Here is a 15,061-nt window from a genome sequence, read left to right as displayed (position 1 = left end):
GTCAGTATCGAATGCGTGGATCCAGCACTGCGTAGACGATATCGACCAGCAGATTCGCGAGGACGATCGCGACGCCGATACCGAGAACGGTCGCCTGGATGACCGGGTAGTCACGTTCGAGGATCGACCGAACCAGGAGTCGTCCCATGCCCGGCCAGGAGAAGATCTGTTCGACCACGACGGCGCCGTCGACCAGGAACGCGAGTTGGAGTCCGGCGACGGTGACCACCGGGAGCAGCGAGTTTCGAAGGACGTGTTTCAGGATCACCGTCCGTTCTCGAAGGCCCTTCGCGCGTGCGGTCCGGACGTACGCTTCGTCGAGTTCCCCGAGCATGGACGATCGCAGCAGCCGCGTGACGAGTGCGGCCGAGGCCGTGCCGAGCGTGATCGTCGGCAACACCATGAACTTCACCATCGCGAGGCTGGCGAGCGGTGCGTCCGGCGGGATGACCCGAAACCACCCCAGTCGAACGCTGAAGACGAGCAGGAGGATGAGACCGAGCCAAAAGTTCGGCGTCGCGATCCCGGCGAGCGCGGCGAGTCGACTGACCTCGTCGGCCGGCTCACCCCGTCTGACCGCAGCGACGATCCCCGCCGGCACCCCGATCGCGAGTGCGAGCAGCCACGCGGCACCACCGAGTGCGATCGTCGCCGGGAGTCGGTGGGCGATCGAGGCCGTCACGTCGCGACCGGTGATCGGCGACTGGCCGAAATCGAGGGTGAGCGCGTCCCACAACCACAGCAGGTACTGTTTCCACACCGGTTGATCGAGGTTGTACTCGGCTCGGATCGACGCCTCGACCGCGGGGCTGACGTCCCGAAAGCCGCTTATCGCATCGACCGCATCGCCCGGCAACAGGTGGACGAACGAGAAGGTCAACGCGGTGACGCCGAGCAGGACTGGGCCCGTGATCAACAGCCGCTTGCAGACGTATCGTCCGATCGACATTGTAGGTCGTGGGAACCGGTGTTAGTCCGGGCGAACGTACTCGTCGGCGATGGCTTCCTGAAACGATTCGTCGGCGTAGTTCTCGAGGAGCGGCGAAACCGGCGTATAGCCCAGTTGGCCGACCCCGTTGTAGACGGTTTCGAGCGTTTCCTCACGTGGGATCAACATGTTGACGCCGCGACGGACCGATCGCTCCGAGAACGGCGCCCGGTAGACGGGATAGAGGACCATGTCGAACCCGCCGCTTACGTGGCGACCGACGCCGTACGCGTCGTTCCCCTCGAAATCCGCGAGACTCACCGACGGAATGCCGGTACTGAAGTCGATGTCGCCGCGTTCGAGCGCCCCCTGCCTGGACGACTTTTCGGTGATGATCTCGAGGGTGACGGTTTCGATCGGTGCCGTCGCCGGGACCGCTTTGCTGCCCTCGAACCAGTGATCGTCGAAGCGCCGCATCCGCCAGTGGTTGCCGCTGTCGTGTTCGACGAACCGGTAGGGGCCGGTCCCGATCGGTTCGGAGGCGAGTTCGTGGGTTCCGTCGATCGCCGCCATCGGAACGATCGGCACGTTGAAGAGCGCGTTCTCGAAGGGACCGTACTCTCGTCGGCACTCGACGTCGATCGTGTGCTCGTCGACGCGCTCGCAGTCCTCGTACCAGTCGTAGACGTCACCCTCTCGAACCTCTCCCTCGTAGCGTTCGAACGAGCCGGCGACGTGGTCGGCGGTGAACTCCTCGCCGTTGTGGAACTCGACGTCTTCGCGGAGCGTAAACCGGTAGGTCGTGGCGTCGAGTTGCTCCCAGTCGGTGGCGAGCATCGGTCGAACTTCGCCATCGAAATCGACGCCGACGAGTTCCTCGTAGATGAGCGCCGTTGCCTGACTGGAGACGGTCCCGTTTATCGAGACGGGATCGTAGTTGTTGACGTCGCTGCCGAGGTCGCCGATGAACTCGCTGCCGTCCTCGAGGTCGGTGTACACGTCGGCCCAGGGGGCGTACACGGCGTAGTACGCTCCCGTTCGAAGCGGATACGTCCGCCAGCCGGTGACGGCGTCGTCCCAGACGTGCGTCGTTTCGCGAAAGCGGAGGAACGACGCCGGCGAGTCCGCGACCAGTTCTTCCTGGAGCGTTCGATAGATGTCCACCCGCTCGTCCGGATCGGTTTCCGTGAGGCCCGTGTCGATGTACTCGTCGACCGCCTCGCTCTCGTAGTGGCCGACGTTGAACCCGTTTGGCGTCCAGTTGTTCGAGTGAAACAGCATGTCGACGTAGTCGCTGGGGTCCCACCCTCCGGTCCAGCTCGCGACGAACATGGCGTTTGCCTCCTTCTTGGCGGCACTCAGCATCAGATCGACTTGCGAGCCGAAGTCCCGTTGTTCGATCGAGATATCGAAAAATCCGGTGTCGTCGAGTTCGTCCTTGAGAAGCTGGGCGAACCGCTCTCGTTCCTCGTCCTGTGTGATCGCGATCGCGGTCTGGAACGGCGGTTCGATACCCGCGGCCTCGAACCCGTCCCGGATCAACTCCTCTGCCGGTCCGTCAGCTGTAACAGTATTAAATCTGATACAACCTGCGAGCGCGGCGATGCCGGCAGTCCCCGTTCGCTTCAGGAACGAGCGCCGGCCCGATCGACTGCGCTCGTCCGTCCCGACACTATTCCCGACCATGATCGATGGGTTCAGATCCTGACAACATATTCCTTGTGATGGGGGGCATAGACCGGCTCGAGACGCCGAACAGTGGTATTTCGTACATTCGATCGCTAGCTGTCTCGTTCCTCGTTTGGCGCTGGTCCGTGCGGGTTCGTCCGGTGGTGATGCGTGCATTCGACTCGGGTCCAGCGGGGCGGGTGCCGTCCCGTTCGCCTACTGATCGCCTTCCTCGTCGACGATGACGACCTCACCGTCGACGACGTCGACGTTGATCAACGTCTTGACGCTGTAGTTCGCGTCCTCGACTTTGTTCTCACCGCCGACCTTCTTGATGACGGCGACCGTGTCGACAACCTCCGCACCGATCTCGTCGAGTGCCGTGAGCACCGCCGCGAGCGTGCCACCGGTAGAGAGCACGTCGTCGAGTACGAGCACACGTTCCCCTTCGCGCACGTCGTTGATGTACATCTCGTTCTTCGAGTAGCCGGTTCGCTGGGAGATCTCGACTTCCCCTTCGAGGCCGTACTGACGCTTTCGGATGACCGTCAGCGGAATATCCGTCATCAGCGAGACGGCCGTGGAAATGTGGATGCCCATCGCCGCGGGCGTGACGATCCGATCGACGTCCTCGAGTTCGGCCTTCCGAATAATTCGGATGACGATCTCGCGAAGCAGCGTCGGATCGAGTTTCGGAACGCCATCGCTGATCGGGTGAACGAAGTAGTGATAGCCGTTTTTCTCGATGATCGGAGCCTCAAGGAGCGACCGCTTCAACTGATCCATGTCGTCGGTCGGACGGAAGCGGAGTAAAAGTTGACGATACGCTCGAGTGTTTCGCGGCCGACGACGAGCGGAGGCCGAATCGGTTCGCTCGTCGGAGTCGCGTGACGCCGCGTTCCGCTGGCGATCACTTTTCGACGCCGTAGCTGAGTTCCGGCGGCTGGTCTCCGTGGCCGAGACGCATGTTCCGCTCGTAGTAGATGTGGGAGACGGCCGTCAGCGTGAACGTGGCCGCGATGATAGCCGCCCAGCTCAGGTTCGAGAGATACGTCAGCGGATAGATTTCGAGCCACAGCGCGGCGACCAGCGCACAGCTGATCGCGCCGAGCGAAAGGTAGAGTTCGCGCCAGGCGAACTCCCGGCCGGGGACGATCTCGAGGTAGACGCTAATGTCCCGCGTGCGGTCGGTCGACTCGATCACGCCCTGATCGGAGTCGAAGCTGAGGATGCCGGTCGTGTTCATCTTCGGGAGGTGCGTCTGCTGGAGCGTCGTGTAGACTCGCTTTCGTTGCTCGGGGGTGACGCCCTCGAGTGTCGTATCGTACTCCCAGGCGGCGATCTGCTGGGCCAGGTCGCCGAGTTCGACGGGACGGTCGTCCTGCTTGAGAAACTGGAGAACGTAGCGACGCCGCTGATTTCGCAGCACCTCGAAGATCTCCCCCTTCGAAAGCGGTTCGTCGGCGCCGGAGTCGTCTGTACCGGCGGTTTCAGCGTCGTCACTGTCCCCGGGACGGCCGTCGTTGGTTCGCTGTCGTTGTGCCACGGCGGTCACCTCGAGTCGTCTGTCGGCTCCTGTAAATTACACGCTTTCATACCTGTTCGTAGACCCATTAGTTCGGTCGAATGAACCGAACCCATATAATTCTCCTGACGGGCACAGGAATTGATTCATCTTTTCGATCGATCGACCAATCGATCAATCGGACCCGGAGTCGTCGGCCAGCACCGTCGCGATCGACGCTGCGATCTCGCCACCGAGGCCCGCTTTCGTCCCCTCGTATCTGGCTGCGTCGGCCGCGTGGACCAGCAGTGCCGTCGTCGTCTCCGCGCCCATGACGCTCGCGTCGTTGGCAACGACGAACACGAGATCGGTCCGTTCGAGGGTGCGACGGGCTTTTTCGATCATCACTTCCTCGTCGCCGGAGGTTTCGGTCTTGAAGCCGACGATCGGGAGGTCGGGGTACTCGTCGCGAACCTCGTCGATGAGCTTCGGCGTCTGCTCGAGTTCGAGCGTCAGTTCCCGACCCGATCGAATCTTCTCGTCGGCCGTCTCGACGGTGTAGTCGCCGATGGCGGCCGCCGAAACGAGCGCGTCGGCATTCTCGCAGGCCGCGGTCGTGGCCGCGAGCATCTCTTCGGCGCTCTCGACTCGCCGAACTTCGGCGTACGGGACGTCTTCGCCGTCCTGAACGAGGGTCACGTCCGCACCGCGGACGTAGCAGGCCTTCGCGACGGCGCGGCCCATCTTGCCCGACGAACGGTTCGTGATGACGCGGACCGGATCGATCGGCTCGCTGGTCGCACCGCTCGTGATGACGACGTGCTCGTCCGCGAGCGGGCGATCGCCCGCCGCGCGGGCGACGTCGCAGACGATCGCTTCCTCGCTCGCGATCTTCGCTTTCCCCTCCTCGATCCGCGGGGAGACGAAGTCGACACCCCACTCGGAAACCGTGTCGATCGCCTCGAGAACGCCGGGATGGTCGTACATCGGTTCGTGCATCGCGGGCGCGACGACGACCGGCGTCCCGGCGCCGAGCGCGGTCGTCGCACACGTCGTCACTGGCGTGTCGTCCACCGCGCCGGCGATCTTTCCCACGGTGTTCGCCGTCGCGGGCGCGATCAGAAAGACGTCGGCCCACCCGTCGTAGCCACAGAGTTCGACGTGTTCGACGCTCCCGGTAATTTCGGTGACGACGTCGTTCTCGGTGGCGAACTCGACGGCCCAGGGGTGGACGATCCCCCGCGAGCTGTCGGTCATCACCCCGCGAACCGCGGCACCCTGTCGTCGCAACTCGTGGGCCAGTTCGACCGTCTTGACGGCCGCGATCGACCCCGTTACCCCGAGCGCGACGTTGACTCCCTCGAGCATTCGTCTGGAGTTTCCACCGGGAGCGCTTCAAGCTTGCTGAGATGGGCGGACGCCAGGGCGCGCGAACGCACGCCACGCGGTCGTCTCGTCCGCGGAGCCGACCCTCTCCGTCCGTCGTTCGTCCCCACGAGCGCTCACTCGTCCGTCTCGAGTTCGACTCGGTCGGAGAGCCACGCGACCGCCGCGTCGACGGTTTCGGGGTCCGTCCCGGTCACTTTCAGCCTGTTTCGCCCCGTCGTGTCGGGATAGCTTCCGATCGTCACGTCGAAGCGGTCGCGCACGCCCGCGATCGCGTCGACCATCGATCCTTCCGGCTGTGGCGTATAGACCGTTCGCGCGATCGCGTCGCCGCGGAATTCCCCGGCGACGCCCTCGAACAACGCCCGCATCTCCGCGGGGACGCCCGGGAACGCGTAGACGTTCTCGAGGACGCAGGCCGGACAGAGTCCCTCGGGGTTCAGGAGCGGCCGGCTCCCGGCCGGCAGCGCCGCCCACGCGTCGACGTCGATGTCGAGGTCGTGGGCCGCGACCCGTTCGGGGTTCGCGTCCCGGTACGCCGCCACGGTCCGGACGACGTCGCGACGGACGGAATCGTAGACCACGAGGTCGCGATCGAATGCGTCGGCGATCGCATCGGCGGTGACGTCGTCGTGCGTCCCGCCGAGTCCGCCGGTGACGATCGCGGCGTCGAACGCGTCCGTCCACGTTCGAACTTTCGTCTCGATGAGTTCTCGATCGTCCGGCACGGTGAGAATCCGGGCGACGGTCGCACCGCCGTCCGTCAGCCGCGTCGCGAGCCACTGTGCGTTCGCGTTCGCGATATCGCCGGCGAGCACCTCGTCGCCGACGGTCAGGATTGCTACCTCCATCGCCCTCGACTCACTCCTCCGCGACGCTCGGGTGCATCGTCGGCACCTCGTCGAGCGGCTCCTCGAAGGCCTCGAGCAGCCGCTCCCGCGCCCGTTCGTCGCGCGCCCGCCGTTCCGCGTCGTCGATCTCTTCGCAACACGGCGGCACCTCGCGGCCGCGGCCGGTGAAGTACCCTGCGGGTGCGACCCAGTCGTGATAGAAGTTGGCGTCCGAATCGTGAATCACCGCGAGTCCGACTTTCGCCCCGTGACCGGCCGCGACGATCGCCTGGTGCGGTTCGTCCGCGAGCCGACCCGCGGCGTAGACGCCGTCGACGGCCGTTCGACCCCCGTCGTCGACCGAGACGAAGTGCTTGCTCCCGCGCTGGATTCGGCCCACGTCGAGCGGGACCAGGTAGTCGCTATCGGACCACGAGGCCGCGACGACGCGTCGCGCTTCGAGCGGCTCGCCTCCCTCCGTCTCGAGGACGAATCCGTCTTCGAGGGCCCGCTCGTCGACCGGCTCGATGCTCGTCACTCGAGCGAGTTCGAACTCGACGCCGGCGTTTTCGGCCTGTTCGCGACTCAGGTGAAGGTACCGTCGAGCGTCGATCCCGTCGGGGAAGCCGGGGTAGTTCTCGAGGCTGGCGTTGCGCGCGAGAATGGACTCTCCGCCGTCGACGACGAGGGTGTCCAGGCCCGCGCGAGCGGTAAAGATCGAAGCGGCGAGGCCCGCGACGCCTCCGCCGACGATACAAACGTCTCGCATGGCCCGCGGTTGTTTGGCCTGAGTATAGAAGATATCGTCTCCCACTGGGGTTCTCGAGGGAGGATCGAGGTCGGGCCCACCGAAAGGCCCGCGAATACGTATCGGGTCACGTGTGGTGGCTGACTTGCGTTCGGAACTTCTCGTCGGTCCGATGCAGGTATCCTTTGGCGAGTTGTGCTTCGGCCTGGCGGAGGCGATAGGATACCGTCGACTGCGGGACGTCGAGGACCTCCGCGAGTTCACCGACCGTGATATCTCGCGGCGTCTCGTAGTATCCGTGTTGGATGGCAGCCCGGATCGTGTTCCGCTGTTCTCGGGGTATCGAAACCGTTGCTAACGAATCGTAGTTCAACTGTTCGGCATCACAGAGTCGTTCGAGGGTAAACTGAATCCCCTCGTCGAGGCTTTCTTCCACCTGTTCGTGGAACACGTCGACGTTCTCGTCGGACGGCATGAGCAAGCGCCACCTGAAACAGTTACCGCGTCGCTGTGACTGGAACAGGCCACCGAGATCGAGGTGACGGGCCGCGAGCGCCATCACGGAATCGAGAGTCTGCTCTGTACGTTTCCATCGAGTTGTTCGAACGTGCGTGCCGAGTCGTGAACGCGCTCGGCGGGCACGTACGGATCTTCGGTACTGCTCCCGAGGAATACTGGCGTTCCGTCGAGAGAGCCACCGTGGTCCCGTCTCGGGTCTGGTCCGAGGAGGCTCCCAGACAACACGACGAGGCCGCCGTATCGACGGGGGTTTCGTGCGACGAATTCGCCTGCGAGACATCCGCCTTGCGAGAACCCGAAGAGGAGCGTGCGTTCGGGAGGGACATCTGCGTCAGCAGCCGTCTCGAGTGCTGCTGATACGCGCCCCATGGCTGAGGAAAACCACGGTTCGTTGTCCTCGAGCGGTGCATACCCGGAGCGGGGGTACCACGAACTGTGGGCTGCTTGCGGACCGAGATACATCACGCCGTGATGCAGAAATTCGTCGATAAGCGTGAGGATACTCTGTGCAGTCGATCCGCGACCGTGAAGCATGACGACGGCTGCGTCGGCCACTTGTGGTGGTGCGCCAGCGGTCGCTATCGGTTGCCCTTCGTGTGGGGTCGCTCCTGTATCGTTCGAACCGGAGTCCCGCTCCATTAGTTCGTCTCCGAAGTGGGTGAGCGGTCGAGGGGCTGTAATTGGCTCTCGATCATGTCGCGGTCTTCTTCGAGCCACGGTGGGAGATACAGCGACTGCTCGGGCGTGTCGTGGTCAGCATCGACCGTGAGTCCCGGTCGCTCCGTCGCAAGTTCGAAGAGGATACCACCCGGTTCGCGGACGTACAACGAGTGGAAGAAGTGTCGGTCCTTCACTCGGGAAACGTCGTATCCGCGCTCTCGGAAGAGGTCGTACCATTCGTAGAGGTGATCTTTCTCTGGGACGCGCACGGCGACGTGATGGATTGACCCCGCGCCCTCGCGGCCAAATTCGGCGTCTCGTTCGAGGAGATCGACGACCGTCGCTCGGTCACCCGGTGCCTGATACCGAACGCGGTCGCCCTCCTGATCGACGAGTTCGAACCCGAGTGTGTCCAGCACGCTCGCGGTGACGAAGACGTTCGCCGAGAGTAACGTTACGCCGTGGATGCCACGAATCGCGTGACGCTCGTGAACTGGCCCGTCCGTCCACGGCTCCACGGACGACTCGCCGGTGACGAGTTCGAGTTGTGTGCCGTCCGGGTCAGTGAATCGAAGCACCGTCTCGTCGAACCGTTCGGACTCCGTGACGTTGAGGTCGTGCGCCGTGAGTCGGTCTCGCCAGTAGACGGCCGAGTTCGGTGGGATAACCAGCGCGGCAGTGCTTATTTGTGGCTTTCCGACCCGTCCGTCCTCCTCTGCTGGATACGGGAAGAAGGTCAAGGCTGAGCCGGGTGAGCCGGTTTCGTCACCGTAGAAAAGGTGACGCGTGAACTTCTCGTTAAAGTTCACCGTGTGCTTGAGGAGTCGTAGCCCAAGTACGTCCGTATAGAAGTCGACGTTCTGCTGGGCGTCGCGAACGATCCCTGTGATATGGTGGATTCCGGGGGTATCTGTTAGCATGCGAGGTGAGTCGTCGTACAGCGAGTCGTTTCGAGTGGGGCTGGCTTAGTTGAGTCCGGCCGCACCGGACTGTGCGTCAGGAAGTGGTTTCCGTTCGACGGGAAGCCCGAGTTCTTCGAGCGCGGTTTCGAGGTGTTCGCCCTTTGCATACTTCGCGCCAGCTTGAAGGCGTTTCTTTTGAGTGAGTGCAAGCACCTCTCCGCGTCGATCGTCGGGAATCTCGAATTTGTCCGTCGCGAGTTCGATGACGAGTCCGTTGTGATCTCTAGTGTACAGCGAGTGGAAGATCCCACGATCGAACTCGTTGTAGTGATAATCGTGTTCTTCGAGTGAAGCACGGATCTCTTCGAGACGTTCGGGGTCGAATCGGAACGCGAGATGGTGGACGCCGCCAATCGGTGTTCGCTGACGACCGTTGTTTGACTCACGACCTTCTTCGACGAAGAACGTGAGAACCCGTCCGTCACCCGTATCGAAGAACAGATGGGTGACGTTTGGCGCGTCGAGATTTGGCTGTTTGAGAACGAGCGACATGCCGAGGACGTCGCGGTAGAACGCAACGGTGTCCTCGACGTTACTGCCGATGATCGAGACGTGATCTAATCCGGACACGTGGAGTGCGCTCTCCGGAGAAGCAGCGGTCACAGGTGGTTCGGTGGTTGTGGATTGATTTTCAGTCATGGTATCGCTGTGTTACTAGGTTCGTTTCCGAACCACTATAATCCCTCGCGGACAAGAACAGCACTAGGTAACAACGATGCCAGTACCTCAACCTGATTCAGAAGACGATCAACCCCTCGGTGAAGACGCGTGTAACGTCATCGACTCGATCACTCAACTCGGGTCGCAGTGGAGACTCGTCGTCCTCTATGACCTCCAGCAAGGTGAAAAGCGGTTTAACGAACTCAAGCGCTCAACCGGCGCGTCCAGTCGGACCCTGTCGCGCGTCGTGGACGACCTCCAAGAGCTGGGTTACGTTAGTCGACGCCTCGAAGAAGATTCTCCCGTGGCCACCTACTATAGCCTTACAGCAAAAGGCGAATCGCTTTGTCCAGTGTTCGACGAACTAGAGGAGTGGTCAAAAGAATGGGGGGGCGAATAGCCGTCCATCAGAGGTCCGCAGACTGACCACAGTGCTTGAACTAGCTGCTGGGTGCTGGTCTCGATGGTGAGCTGTAATGTTGATCACGGAGTTTTAGTGTCGGAATTGTATCGCAGACCGCAACCATGGTTTCACCGGATGGATGTCAGGGAGAAACCAGTTTGTTAACCGCATCTTCGAAAGTCACCACCAGCAGACGGTCACACACGAAATGTACAGACGGGACTCGAACACATCGCTGTGACATATGGCGTATTAGACCAGCATGAGTGATCTCAATCACACGTACATAAACAGTTTATCAGGTTTCCTCGAAGCGTTTTAACGATTCGACAGTGAACGTCTCACGGGGGTCAAGCTATGGCAGATGTCAATCCACGACCAAAGATGACCAACCTCCCGTGACGGCCGAGCGCCCCGAAAGTGCGCCTCAGCTCGCGGGGACCGATCACATTACTCTCGTCGGAAGCAACGAAGCGGACACCGTTGCGTTCTACCGCGACGTGCTGGGAATGCCATTGGTATTACGCCAGCCTAACCTTGACGCACCCGACGTCACTCACCTGTTTTTCCATACGGGCGATGGTCGGATGCTTTCGTTCTTCGTTCAGGAAGACCGCCAATCCCATCAGGGTCAACAACGACCGGGAATCGGTGCAGTCCACCACCTCGCGTTCAGGTACAAGCCGGAACGCCTCGAAGAGATTCGCAAGCGACCAGTTGCTCACGCGGGAAAACTGTGCGATAACGTTCATCGACCACCAACCGGAGATGGTCCTTGGCATCAATTCTATCGAAACTGACAGGCTCAAGAACAATGTTGCTGGTCTCGCAAAAATAGCAGATGCCTACGATATCCCGGTGGTCCTGTCGACGATCGGCAAGGAACACAACGGACCACTCTTTGACGAGATTACAGACCACTTCCCAAACGAAGCGGTAGTTGACCGCACGACGTTGAATTCCTGGGAAAACGAGGCGTACGTTGAGGCCGTCGAAGCAACCGGACAAGATCGACTCGTTATGGCGGGTCTCTGGACGGAGGTCTGTGTCTGCTTCGCGGCACTATCGGCACTGGAAGCAGGCTACGATGTCTATGTGGTAGCTGACGCTTGTGGTGGCCGAACCGACACTGATCACGAACTGGCACTCGAGCGGGTCATCGATGCGGGTGCGACGCCGGTCACCTGGGCGCAGGTCCTCTACGAGGTTCAGCGTGATTGGGCTGCAGAGGGTGCAAGAGACGCACACCAGATTTCCATCGAGAATGCTGGCGATTTCGGGATGACTGTCGAATACGGGGATTTCCTCAGGGGTTGAGAACTAGCACACTATTCATCCCGCTCTTATTTCTTGTACCTCGACGATTTCCGATGATGGGGTTGCTGCGGTCCTGAATATTTTCACGAAGGAGAAGGGCATCACTCCACGACTTCGATACGCCTGCAGACGCTGAGTAGGACGGTTACAACGTTATTTTCCCATGTGTATGATGGGTGGAAACCAGGTGGGGAGTTTGACGAATCTCAGGTCGAAATTCGGTGTAGAAATCCACGTTCCGCTGTGGCTCATTCGAGATGGACGCAACGTGATGAAATTCGGGCGGTTCGGTTAGATTGCTGCTATCGGGGTCAACTGTTACGGGGCTGTTTAGAGCCCGATGTCCAGCGCGTAGGCCCATGGCTCACTCCCGAGGGCGAGGAAGACCACTGTCGCGCCGAGGAGTTCGAGGTTCTTGATGAAGTTCGTCATCTCGGCCTGCTGCTGGTCTTTGGGCACGGCCCAGAAGTTGTGCATCATGGGGGTCACAACGAGGAGGAAAATTGCGACTGCCCCAGCGGCAATCGCAGGGAAGGCTCCGAAGACGATACCTAGCCCTCCGAAGACGAGAATCCCACCGGAAAGCAGGACGTTCGCCCGGGCGGCGGGAACGCCCTTCGCTTGGGCGTATCCGGTCATGGTCTCAGCGTTCTGGAAGTTGTTGAGTCCTTGGAACGCGAGGAGGCCCCCGAAGAGTACACGCGCGGCGAGGAAGCCGATTGCGCCGAATCCTGCGTCGATTGCCATTATCGGGTCACCTCCCGAGTCTGCGACTGGCTGGTGTGCGGTGCGGTCAGTTGGATAAGCGTGTCTGATATCACAACGTTACCTAGTTTGTTCTGGAACCAACTAATATCTTATCTGACATTAGTGTTATCAGAAAACGTCGGTGTTATCCGACGACATCGGTGTTACTGCAGGTTTCATAATGGTACCTAGTTCGTAATCGAACCTATTGTGGACGCAGGACCTCTGGGCATCTAAGAACAGACCAATGAGCCAAACAAATAGACAGTCCGAATCTGAAGAACAGTACGACGATGAAGCGTGTTCAATCATCGATTCACTCAACCAGATTGGTTCCCAGTGAAGACTCATCGTACTCCACGACCTGCAAAACGGTGAAAACGATTCAACGAACTCAAACGCTCTACCGGGGCGAGTTCCCGAACTCTCTCTCGGGTTCTCGACGATTTCCAAGAAATCGAGTTTGTCACACGTCGCCTTGAAGAAGACTCACCTGTCGCTACATACTACTCACTAACGGAGAAAGGACAGTCACTTTGCCCCGTCTTCGATGAAATCGAAGCCTGGTCCGACGAGTGGCTATAGGATCAAGCGAGGGTTTCTATGAACGTCTCTGTATTCTCACTTCGTACACCACGAGCCCGCTGAACAGGACGACAATAGAACCCAAGACAGCCAATGCAGGCAGCCGAATCCCCAGCGAGATAGCGAGTAGAATGATAATTCCGATAATCAACCCAGGTATGCTGAAGTAATCGGTTTCACGCCGTTGGAATGCGCCACGACCGAACAAGAAGAATGCCCCACCTCCGTATAATGAAACCGTCGGAATCAACTCCGGAGTTCTCCCGAGATGAGCGACCAACTCTTCGATACCGAAAGCACTGAAGATAATTCCAGCACTCATCAAACCGTGGCTACGGAAGTTCCGCGGCCTGTCCAAGCACGGCTTGGAGCAGGCTGCTCACACATTTGGAATCATCCGTTCATTGAATCTCGCTGGCGCATCCCTCGTAAGCGTCATCGACTGCCTTGCTATGGGGGCATCCCACAGCTCTACATAAGAGCGCGGTGTTCAGTACTCGGCGTCCCGGTCGCGCGCACAGCCCAGTTCGGTACCGGTGAGCCCGATTTCGCGGCCCACCTCGTTCGGACCACGTCAGTCCGTCGTGACCGCCGGATCGGGACTCGAGGTCCCGAACTCCGCGCTCGAGTCGTCCGCCGATCGGAATTGCGCGTGCGTCGTCGCGAGCACCAGCCACACCAGTAGCTGTCCGAATACGAACAATCCCGTCAGGCCGGCCCGCAGACCCGGTGAAAGCGCCCCTCGAACGGTGTTCGTCGGCGCCAGGACGGTTGGAATCGCGAGCAGCACGAACGGGACCACTGCGCCGACGGCGGCGACCGCACCGCCGTTCGATTCGCGCAACCGAGTGTAGACGCTGCCGGCCAGCAGACAGGTGAGCCCGCCGGCCACCATCATCCCGCCGTACAGCAGGAGACGGATCCCGACCGGTAACGACTGCTGGGCACCCGGTGACGCCGGCGGAAGCACCAGCCACGGTGCGCCGGAGACGGTGATGAATCCGGCGAGCCCCAGCACGTAGCTCTTGGTCGCCCCCGTTCCGGGAATCGCGGGTTCGAGGACGTAGAACCCGAGCCCGAACACCGCGCCGCCGAGCAGGACGGCCCACAGTCCGCCGGAGATGACGCTCACCGTCTTGTTTACACCCATCGAAACGGCGGTGTCGTGGTGGTCCCCTTTTTCCCCGCCGTCGTGGGCATCGTGTCCGTGGCCGTGTTCGGCGTCCTGTCCGTGGCTGTGGTGGGTGTCGGGTCCGTCCGCTGCGGCGGCGTGGTTCAGTTCGTCGGCGTAGGCGACGAGCGGGTTGGCGACGATCGCCATGAACAGGCCGAATACGAGCCCGGCGACGAGCCCCGCTTTCACTCCTCGCGTGAGGTACTCGGCGAGCATGCTCAGTGGCAGGTGATGCCAGCCGCGTGTCGGAAATTGTGCAGGGAGTCGTGGACCAGCGGTTCCTGTACGAACAGGAGCGTAAAGCCGAGCGCAGCGATCAGGAGGAAGCCGGCAACCAACTGCGCCGGCGTGAGACGCGTTTGTGCGTGTTCGATTCGACCGTGAACGGAGTCTGATACCGTAGCCATACTCAACCTAACTTGCACAAGATCAATATTGGTTGTAAAAGTTTCGAAGAACAGTTGCCAGTCCGACCGGTAACTGCGCGGTCCCTCGAGACTCCGAGGCGGCGGCCGGATATCGCGTTCTTCGTTCGTCGGGACGATGAGTGACAGTGATCGTTCCGGACGACGGCGGACGGTGCTCAGTCGTCGGGCCGGTCGATCGTCGCGACCGGTCCCAATCGCTAAACGGTCGGATTCCGAGTTGGAGTGTATGGACGGACCGAACGGAGCCGTATCGATGCGACGGAAGTGGCTGACGCTCGGATTGGTCGTCGCGTTCCTCCATTACGTCTCTCTGCTCCTCGTGATCCTGCTCCTGCAGTTCGACGTGACCCTCGCGGTGATCGTCGCCATCGCCATCAGCATCACCGGCGGCATCGCTCTTACAGTATTCGTGTTGTACGTTTACTGACGGAACGGCCGGGGAAACCCCGACGGACTGTAGCGTCACGTCGTGTCCGACTCCCTCGAGAACCGACCACTCGAGACAGTACCCGGTCCAGCGGGAGCGGCCGTAGTGTCTGACG

General features: G+C 61.1%; 18 protein-coding genes and 3 pseudogenes. 6 read left to right on the top strand and 15 right to left on the bottom strand.

Annotated elements, in window-relative coordinates:
• Window position 1: 1 nt before the first annotated feature.
• From NJT13_RS15405 to NJT13_RS15355, 11 genes are all read right to left on the bottom strand, one after another.
• On the bottom strand, window positions 2-949 hold the full coding sequence (locus tag NJT13_RS15405; RefSeq protein ID WP_254522521.1) for an ABC transporter permease: 948 nt from the start codon (window positions 947-949) through the stop codon (window positions 2-4).
• A gap of 21 nt (window positions 950-970) precedes the next feature.
• Window positions 971-2,614, bottom strand: a complete 1,644-nt coding sequence (locus NJT13_RS15400) for an ABC transporter substrate-binding protein (RefSeq protein WP_254522520.1) — start codon at window positions 2,612-2,614, stop codon at window positions 971-973.
• Window positions 2,615-2,812: 198 nt separating this feature from the next.
• Window positions 2,813-3,382, bottom strand: a complete 570-nt coding sequence (hpt, locus tag NJT13_RS15395) for a hypoxanthine/guanine phosphoribosyltransferase (protein ID WP_254522519.1) — start codon at window positions 3,380-3,382, stop codon at window positions 2,813-2,815.
• A gap of 124 nt (window positions 3,383-3,506) precedes the next feature.
• Window positions 3,507-4,151, bottom strand: a complete 645-nt coding sequence (locus NJT13_RS15390; protein WP_254522518.1) for a DUF7344 domain-containing protein — start codon at window positions 4,149-4,151, stop codon at window positions 3,507-3,509.
• A gap of 144 nt (window positions 4,152-4,295) precedes the next feature.
• Entirely contained in the window at window positions 4,296-5,468 is a 1,173-nt protein-coding gene (gene coaBC, locus NJT13_RS15385; protein ID WP_254522517.1) for a bifunctional phosphopantothenoylcysteine decarboxylase/phosphopantothenate--cysteine ligase CoaBC, read from the bottom strand.
• A 134-nt stretch (window positions 5,469-5,602) separates the two neighbouring features.
• Entirely contained in the window at window positions 5,603-6,337 is a 735-nt protein-coding gene (locus NJT13_RS15380) for a competence/damage-inducible protein A (RefSeq protein ID WP_254522516.1), read from the bottom strand.
• Window positions 6,338-6,347: 10 nt separating this feature from the next.
• The gene (locus NJT13_RS15375) at window positions 6,348-7,085 is read right to left on the bottom strand and encodes an NAD(P)/FAD-dependent oxidoreductase (protein WP_254525471.1); all 738 of its coding nucleotides are present in this window, start codon (window positions 7,083-7,085) and stop codon (window positions 6,348-6,350) included.
• 106 nt (window positions 7,086-7,191) lie between these two features.
• Window positions 7,192-7,623, bottom strand: a complete 432-nt coding sequence (locus NJT13_RS15370) for a helix-turn-helix domain-containing protein (RefSeq protein ID WP_254522515.1) — start codon at window positions 7,621-7,623, stop codon at window positions 7,192-7,194.
• Window positions 7,623-8,222, bottom strand: coding sequence for an alpha/beta hydrolase (locus NJT13_RS15365; RefSeq protein WP_254522514.1), 600 nt, complete (start codon window positions 8,220-8,222; stop codon window positions 7,623-7,625). The genes NJT13_RS15370 and NJT13_RS15365 overlap by 1 nt, the downstream gene beginning before the upstream one ends.
• Window positions 8,222-9,163, bottom strand: coding sequence for a VOC family protein (locus tag NJT13_RS15360; RefSeq protein WP_254522513.1), 942 nt, complete (start codon window positions 9,161-9,163; stop codon window positions 8,222-8,224). Before NJT13_RS15360 ends, NJT13_RS15365 begins: the two co-directional genes overlap by 1 nt.
• 45 nt (window positions 9,164-9,208) lie before the next feature.
• Window positions 9,209-9,844 carry a VOC family protein gene (locus NJT13_RS15355; protein ID WP_254522512.1) on the bottom strand — a complete coding sequence of 212 codons (636 nt, stop codon included), beginning with the start codon at window positions 9,842-9,844 and terminating at the stop codon, window positions 9,209-9,211.
• Between the two features lie 76 nt (window positions 9,845-9,920).
• Between NJT13_RS15355 and NJT13_RS15350 the strand changes: the two genes are divergently transcribed.
• From NJT13_RS15350 to NJT13_RS15340, 3 genes and pseudogenes are all read left to right on the top strand, one after another.
• Window positions 9,921-10,265, top strand: coding sequence for a winged helix-turn-helix transcriptional regulator (locus NJT13_RS15350; RefSeq protein WP_254522511.1), 345 nt, complete (start codon window positions 9,921-9,923; stop codon window positions 10,263-10,265).
• 401 nt (window positions 10,266-10,666) lie between these two features.
• A pseudogene (locus NJT13_RS15345) lies at window positions 10,667-10,978 on the top strand (VOC family protein); the annotation flags it as partial.
• 58 nt (window positions 10,979-11,036) lie between these two features.
• On the top strand, window positions 11,037-11,585 hold the full coding sequence (locus tag NJT13_RS15340) for a hydrolase (protein WP_254522510.1): 549 nt from the start codon (window positions 11,037-11,039) through the stop codon (window positions 11,583-11,585).
• A gap of 330 nt (window positions 11,586-11,915) precedes the next feature.
• Here NJT13_RS15340 and NJT13_RS15335 read toward each other — a convergent pair whose 3' ends face one another.
• Complete coding sequence (locus tag NJT13_RS15335; RefSeq protein WP_254522509.1) at window positions 11,916-12,332, bottom strand: DoxX family protein; 417 nt, start codon at window positions 12,330-12,332, stop codon at window positions 11,916-11,918.
• 247 nt (window positions 12,333-12,579) lie between these two features.
• Between NJT13_RS15335 and NJT13_RS15330 the strand changes: the two are divergent.
• A pseudogene (locus NJT13_RS15330) lies at window positions 12,580-12,917 on the top strand (winged helix-turn-helix transcriptional regulator).
• 16 nt (window positions 12,918-12,933) lie between these two features.
• Here NJT13_RS15330 and NJT13_RS23535 read toward each other — a convergent pair.
• Window positions 12,934-13,239 carry a low temperature requirement protein A gene (locus NJT13_RS23535; RefSeq protein ID WP_425499765.1) on the bottom strand — a complete coding sequence of 102 codons (306 nt, stop codon included), beginning with the start codon at window positions 13,237-13,239 and terminating at the stop codon, window positions 12,934-12,936.
• Here NJT13_RS23535 and NJT13_RS15325 point away from each other — a divergent pair.
• Window positions 13,232-13,396 (top strand): annotated as a pseudogene (locus NJT13_RS15325) (IS1595 family transposase); the annotation flags it as partial. The gene NJT13_RS23535 and the pseudogene NJT13_RS15325 overlap by 8 nt on opposite strands.
• A 95-nt stretch (window positions 13,397-13,491) precedes the next feature.
• On the opposite strand, the gene NJT13_RS15320 reads toward NJT13_RS15325, so the two are convergent.
• Together NJT13_RS15320 and NJT13_RS15315 are read right to left on the bottom strand one after the other, a co-directional pair.
• Window positions 13,492-14,307, bottom strand: a complete 816-nt coding sequence (locus tag NJT13_RS15320) for a CbtA family protein (protein WP_254522508.1) — start codon at window positions 14,305-14,307, stop codon at window positions 13,492-13,494.
• A 2-nt stretch (window positions 14,308-14,309) separates the two neighbouring features.
• On the bottom strand, window positions 14,310-14,498 hold the full coding sequence (locus NJT13_RS15315) for a CbtB domain-containing protein (protein WP_254522507.1): 189 nt from the start codon (window positions 14,496-14,498) through the stop codon (window positions 14,310-14,312).
• A 247-nt stretch (window positions 14,499-14,745) separates the two neighbouring features.
• Between NJT13_RS15315 and NJT13_RS15310 the strand changes: the two genes are divergently transcribed.
• Complete coding sequence (locus NJT13_RS15310) at window positions 14,746-14,946, top strand: hypothetical protein (protein ID WP_254522506.1); 201 nt, start codon at window positions 14,746-14,748, stop codon at window positions 14,944-14,946.
• The last annotated feature ends 115 nt before the right edge of the window (window positions 14,947-15,061 follow it).

The organism is Natrinema caseinilyticum (assembly GCF_024227435.1).
GTDB classification, from domain to species: Archaea; Halobacteriota; Halobacteria; order Halobacteriales; family Natrialbaceae; genus Natrinema; species Natrinema caseinilyticum.
The sequence above is the reverse complement of the archived record's forward strand: the minus strand, read 5'-3'. Positions and strand labels throughout refer to the sequence as shown.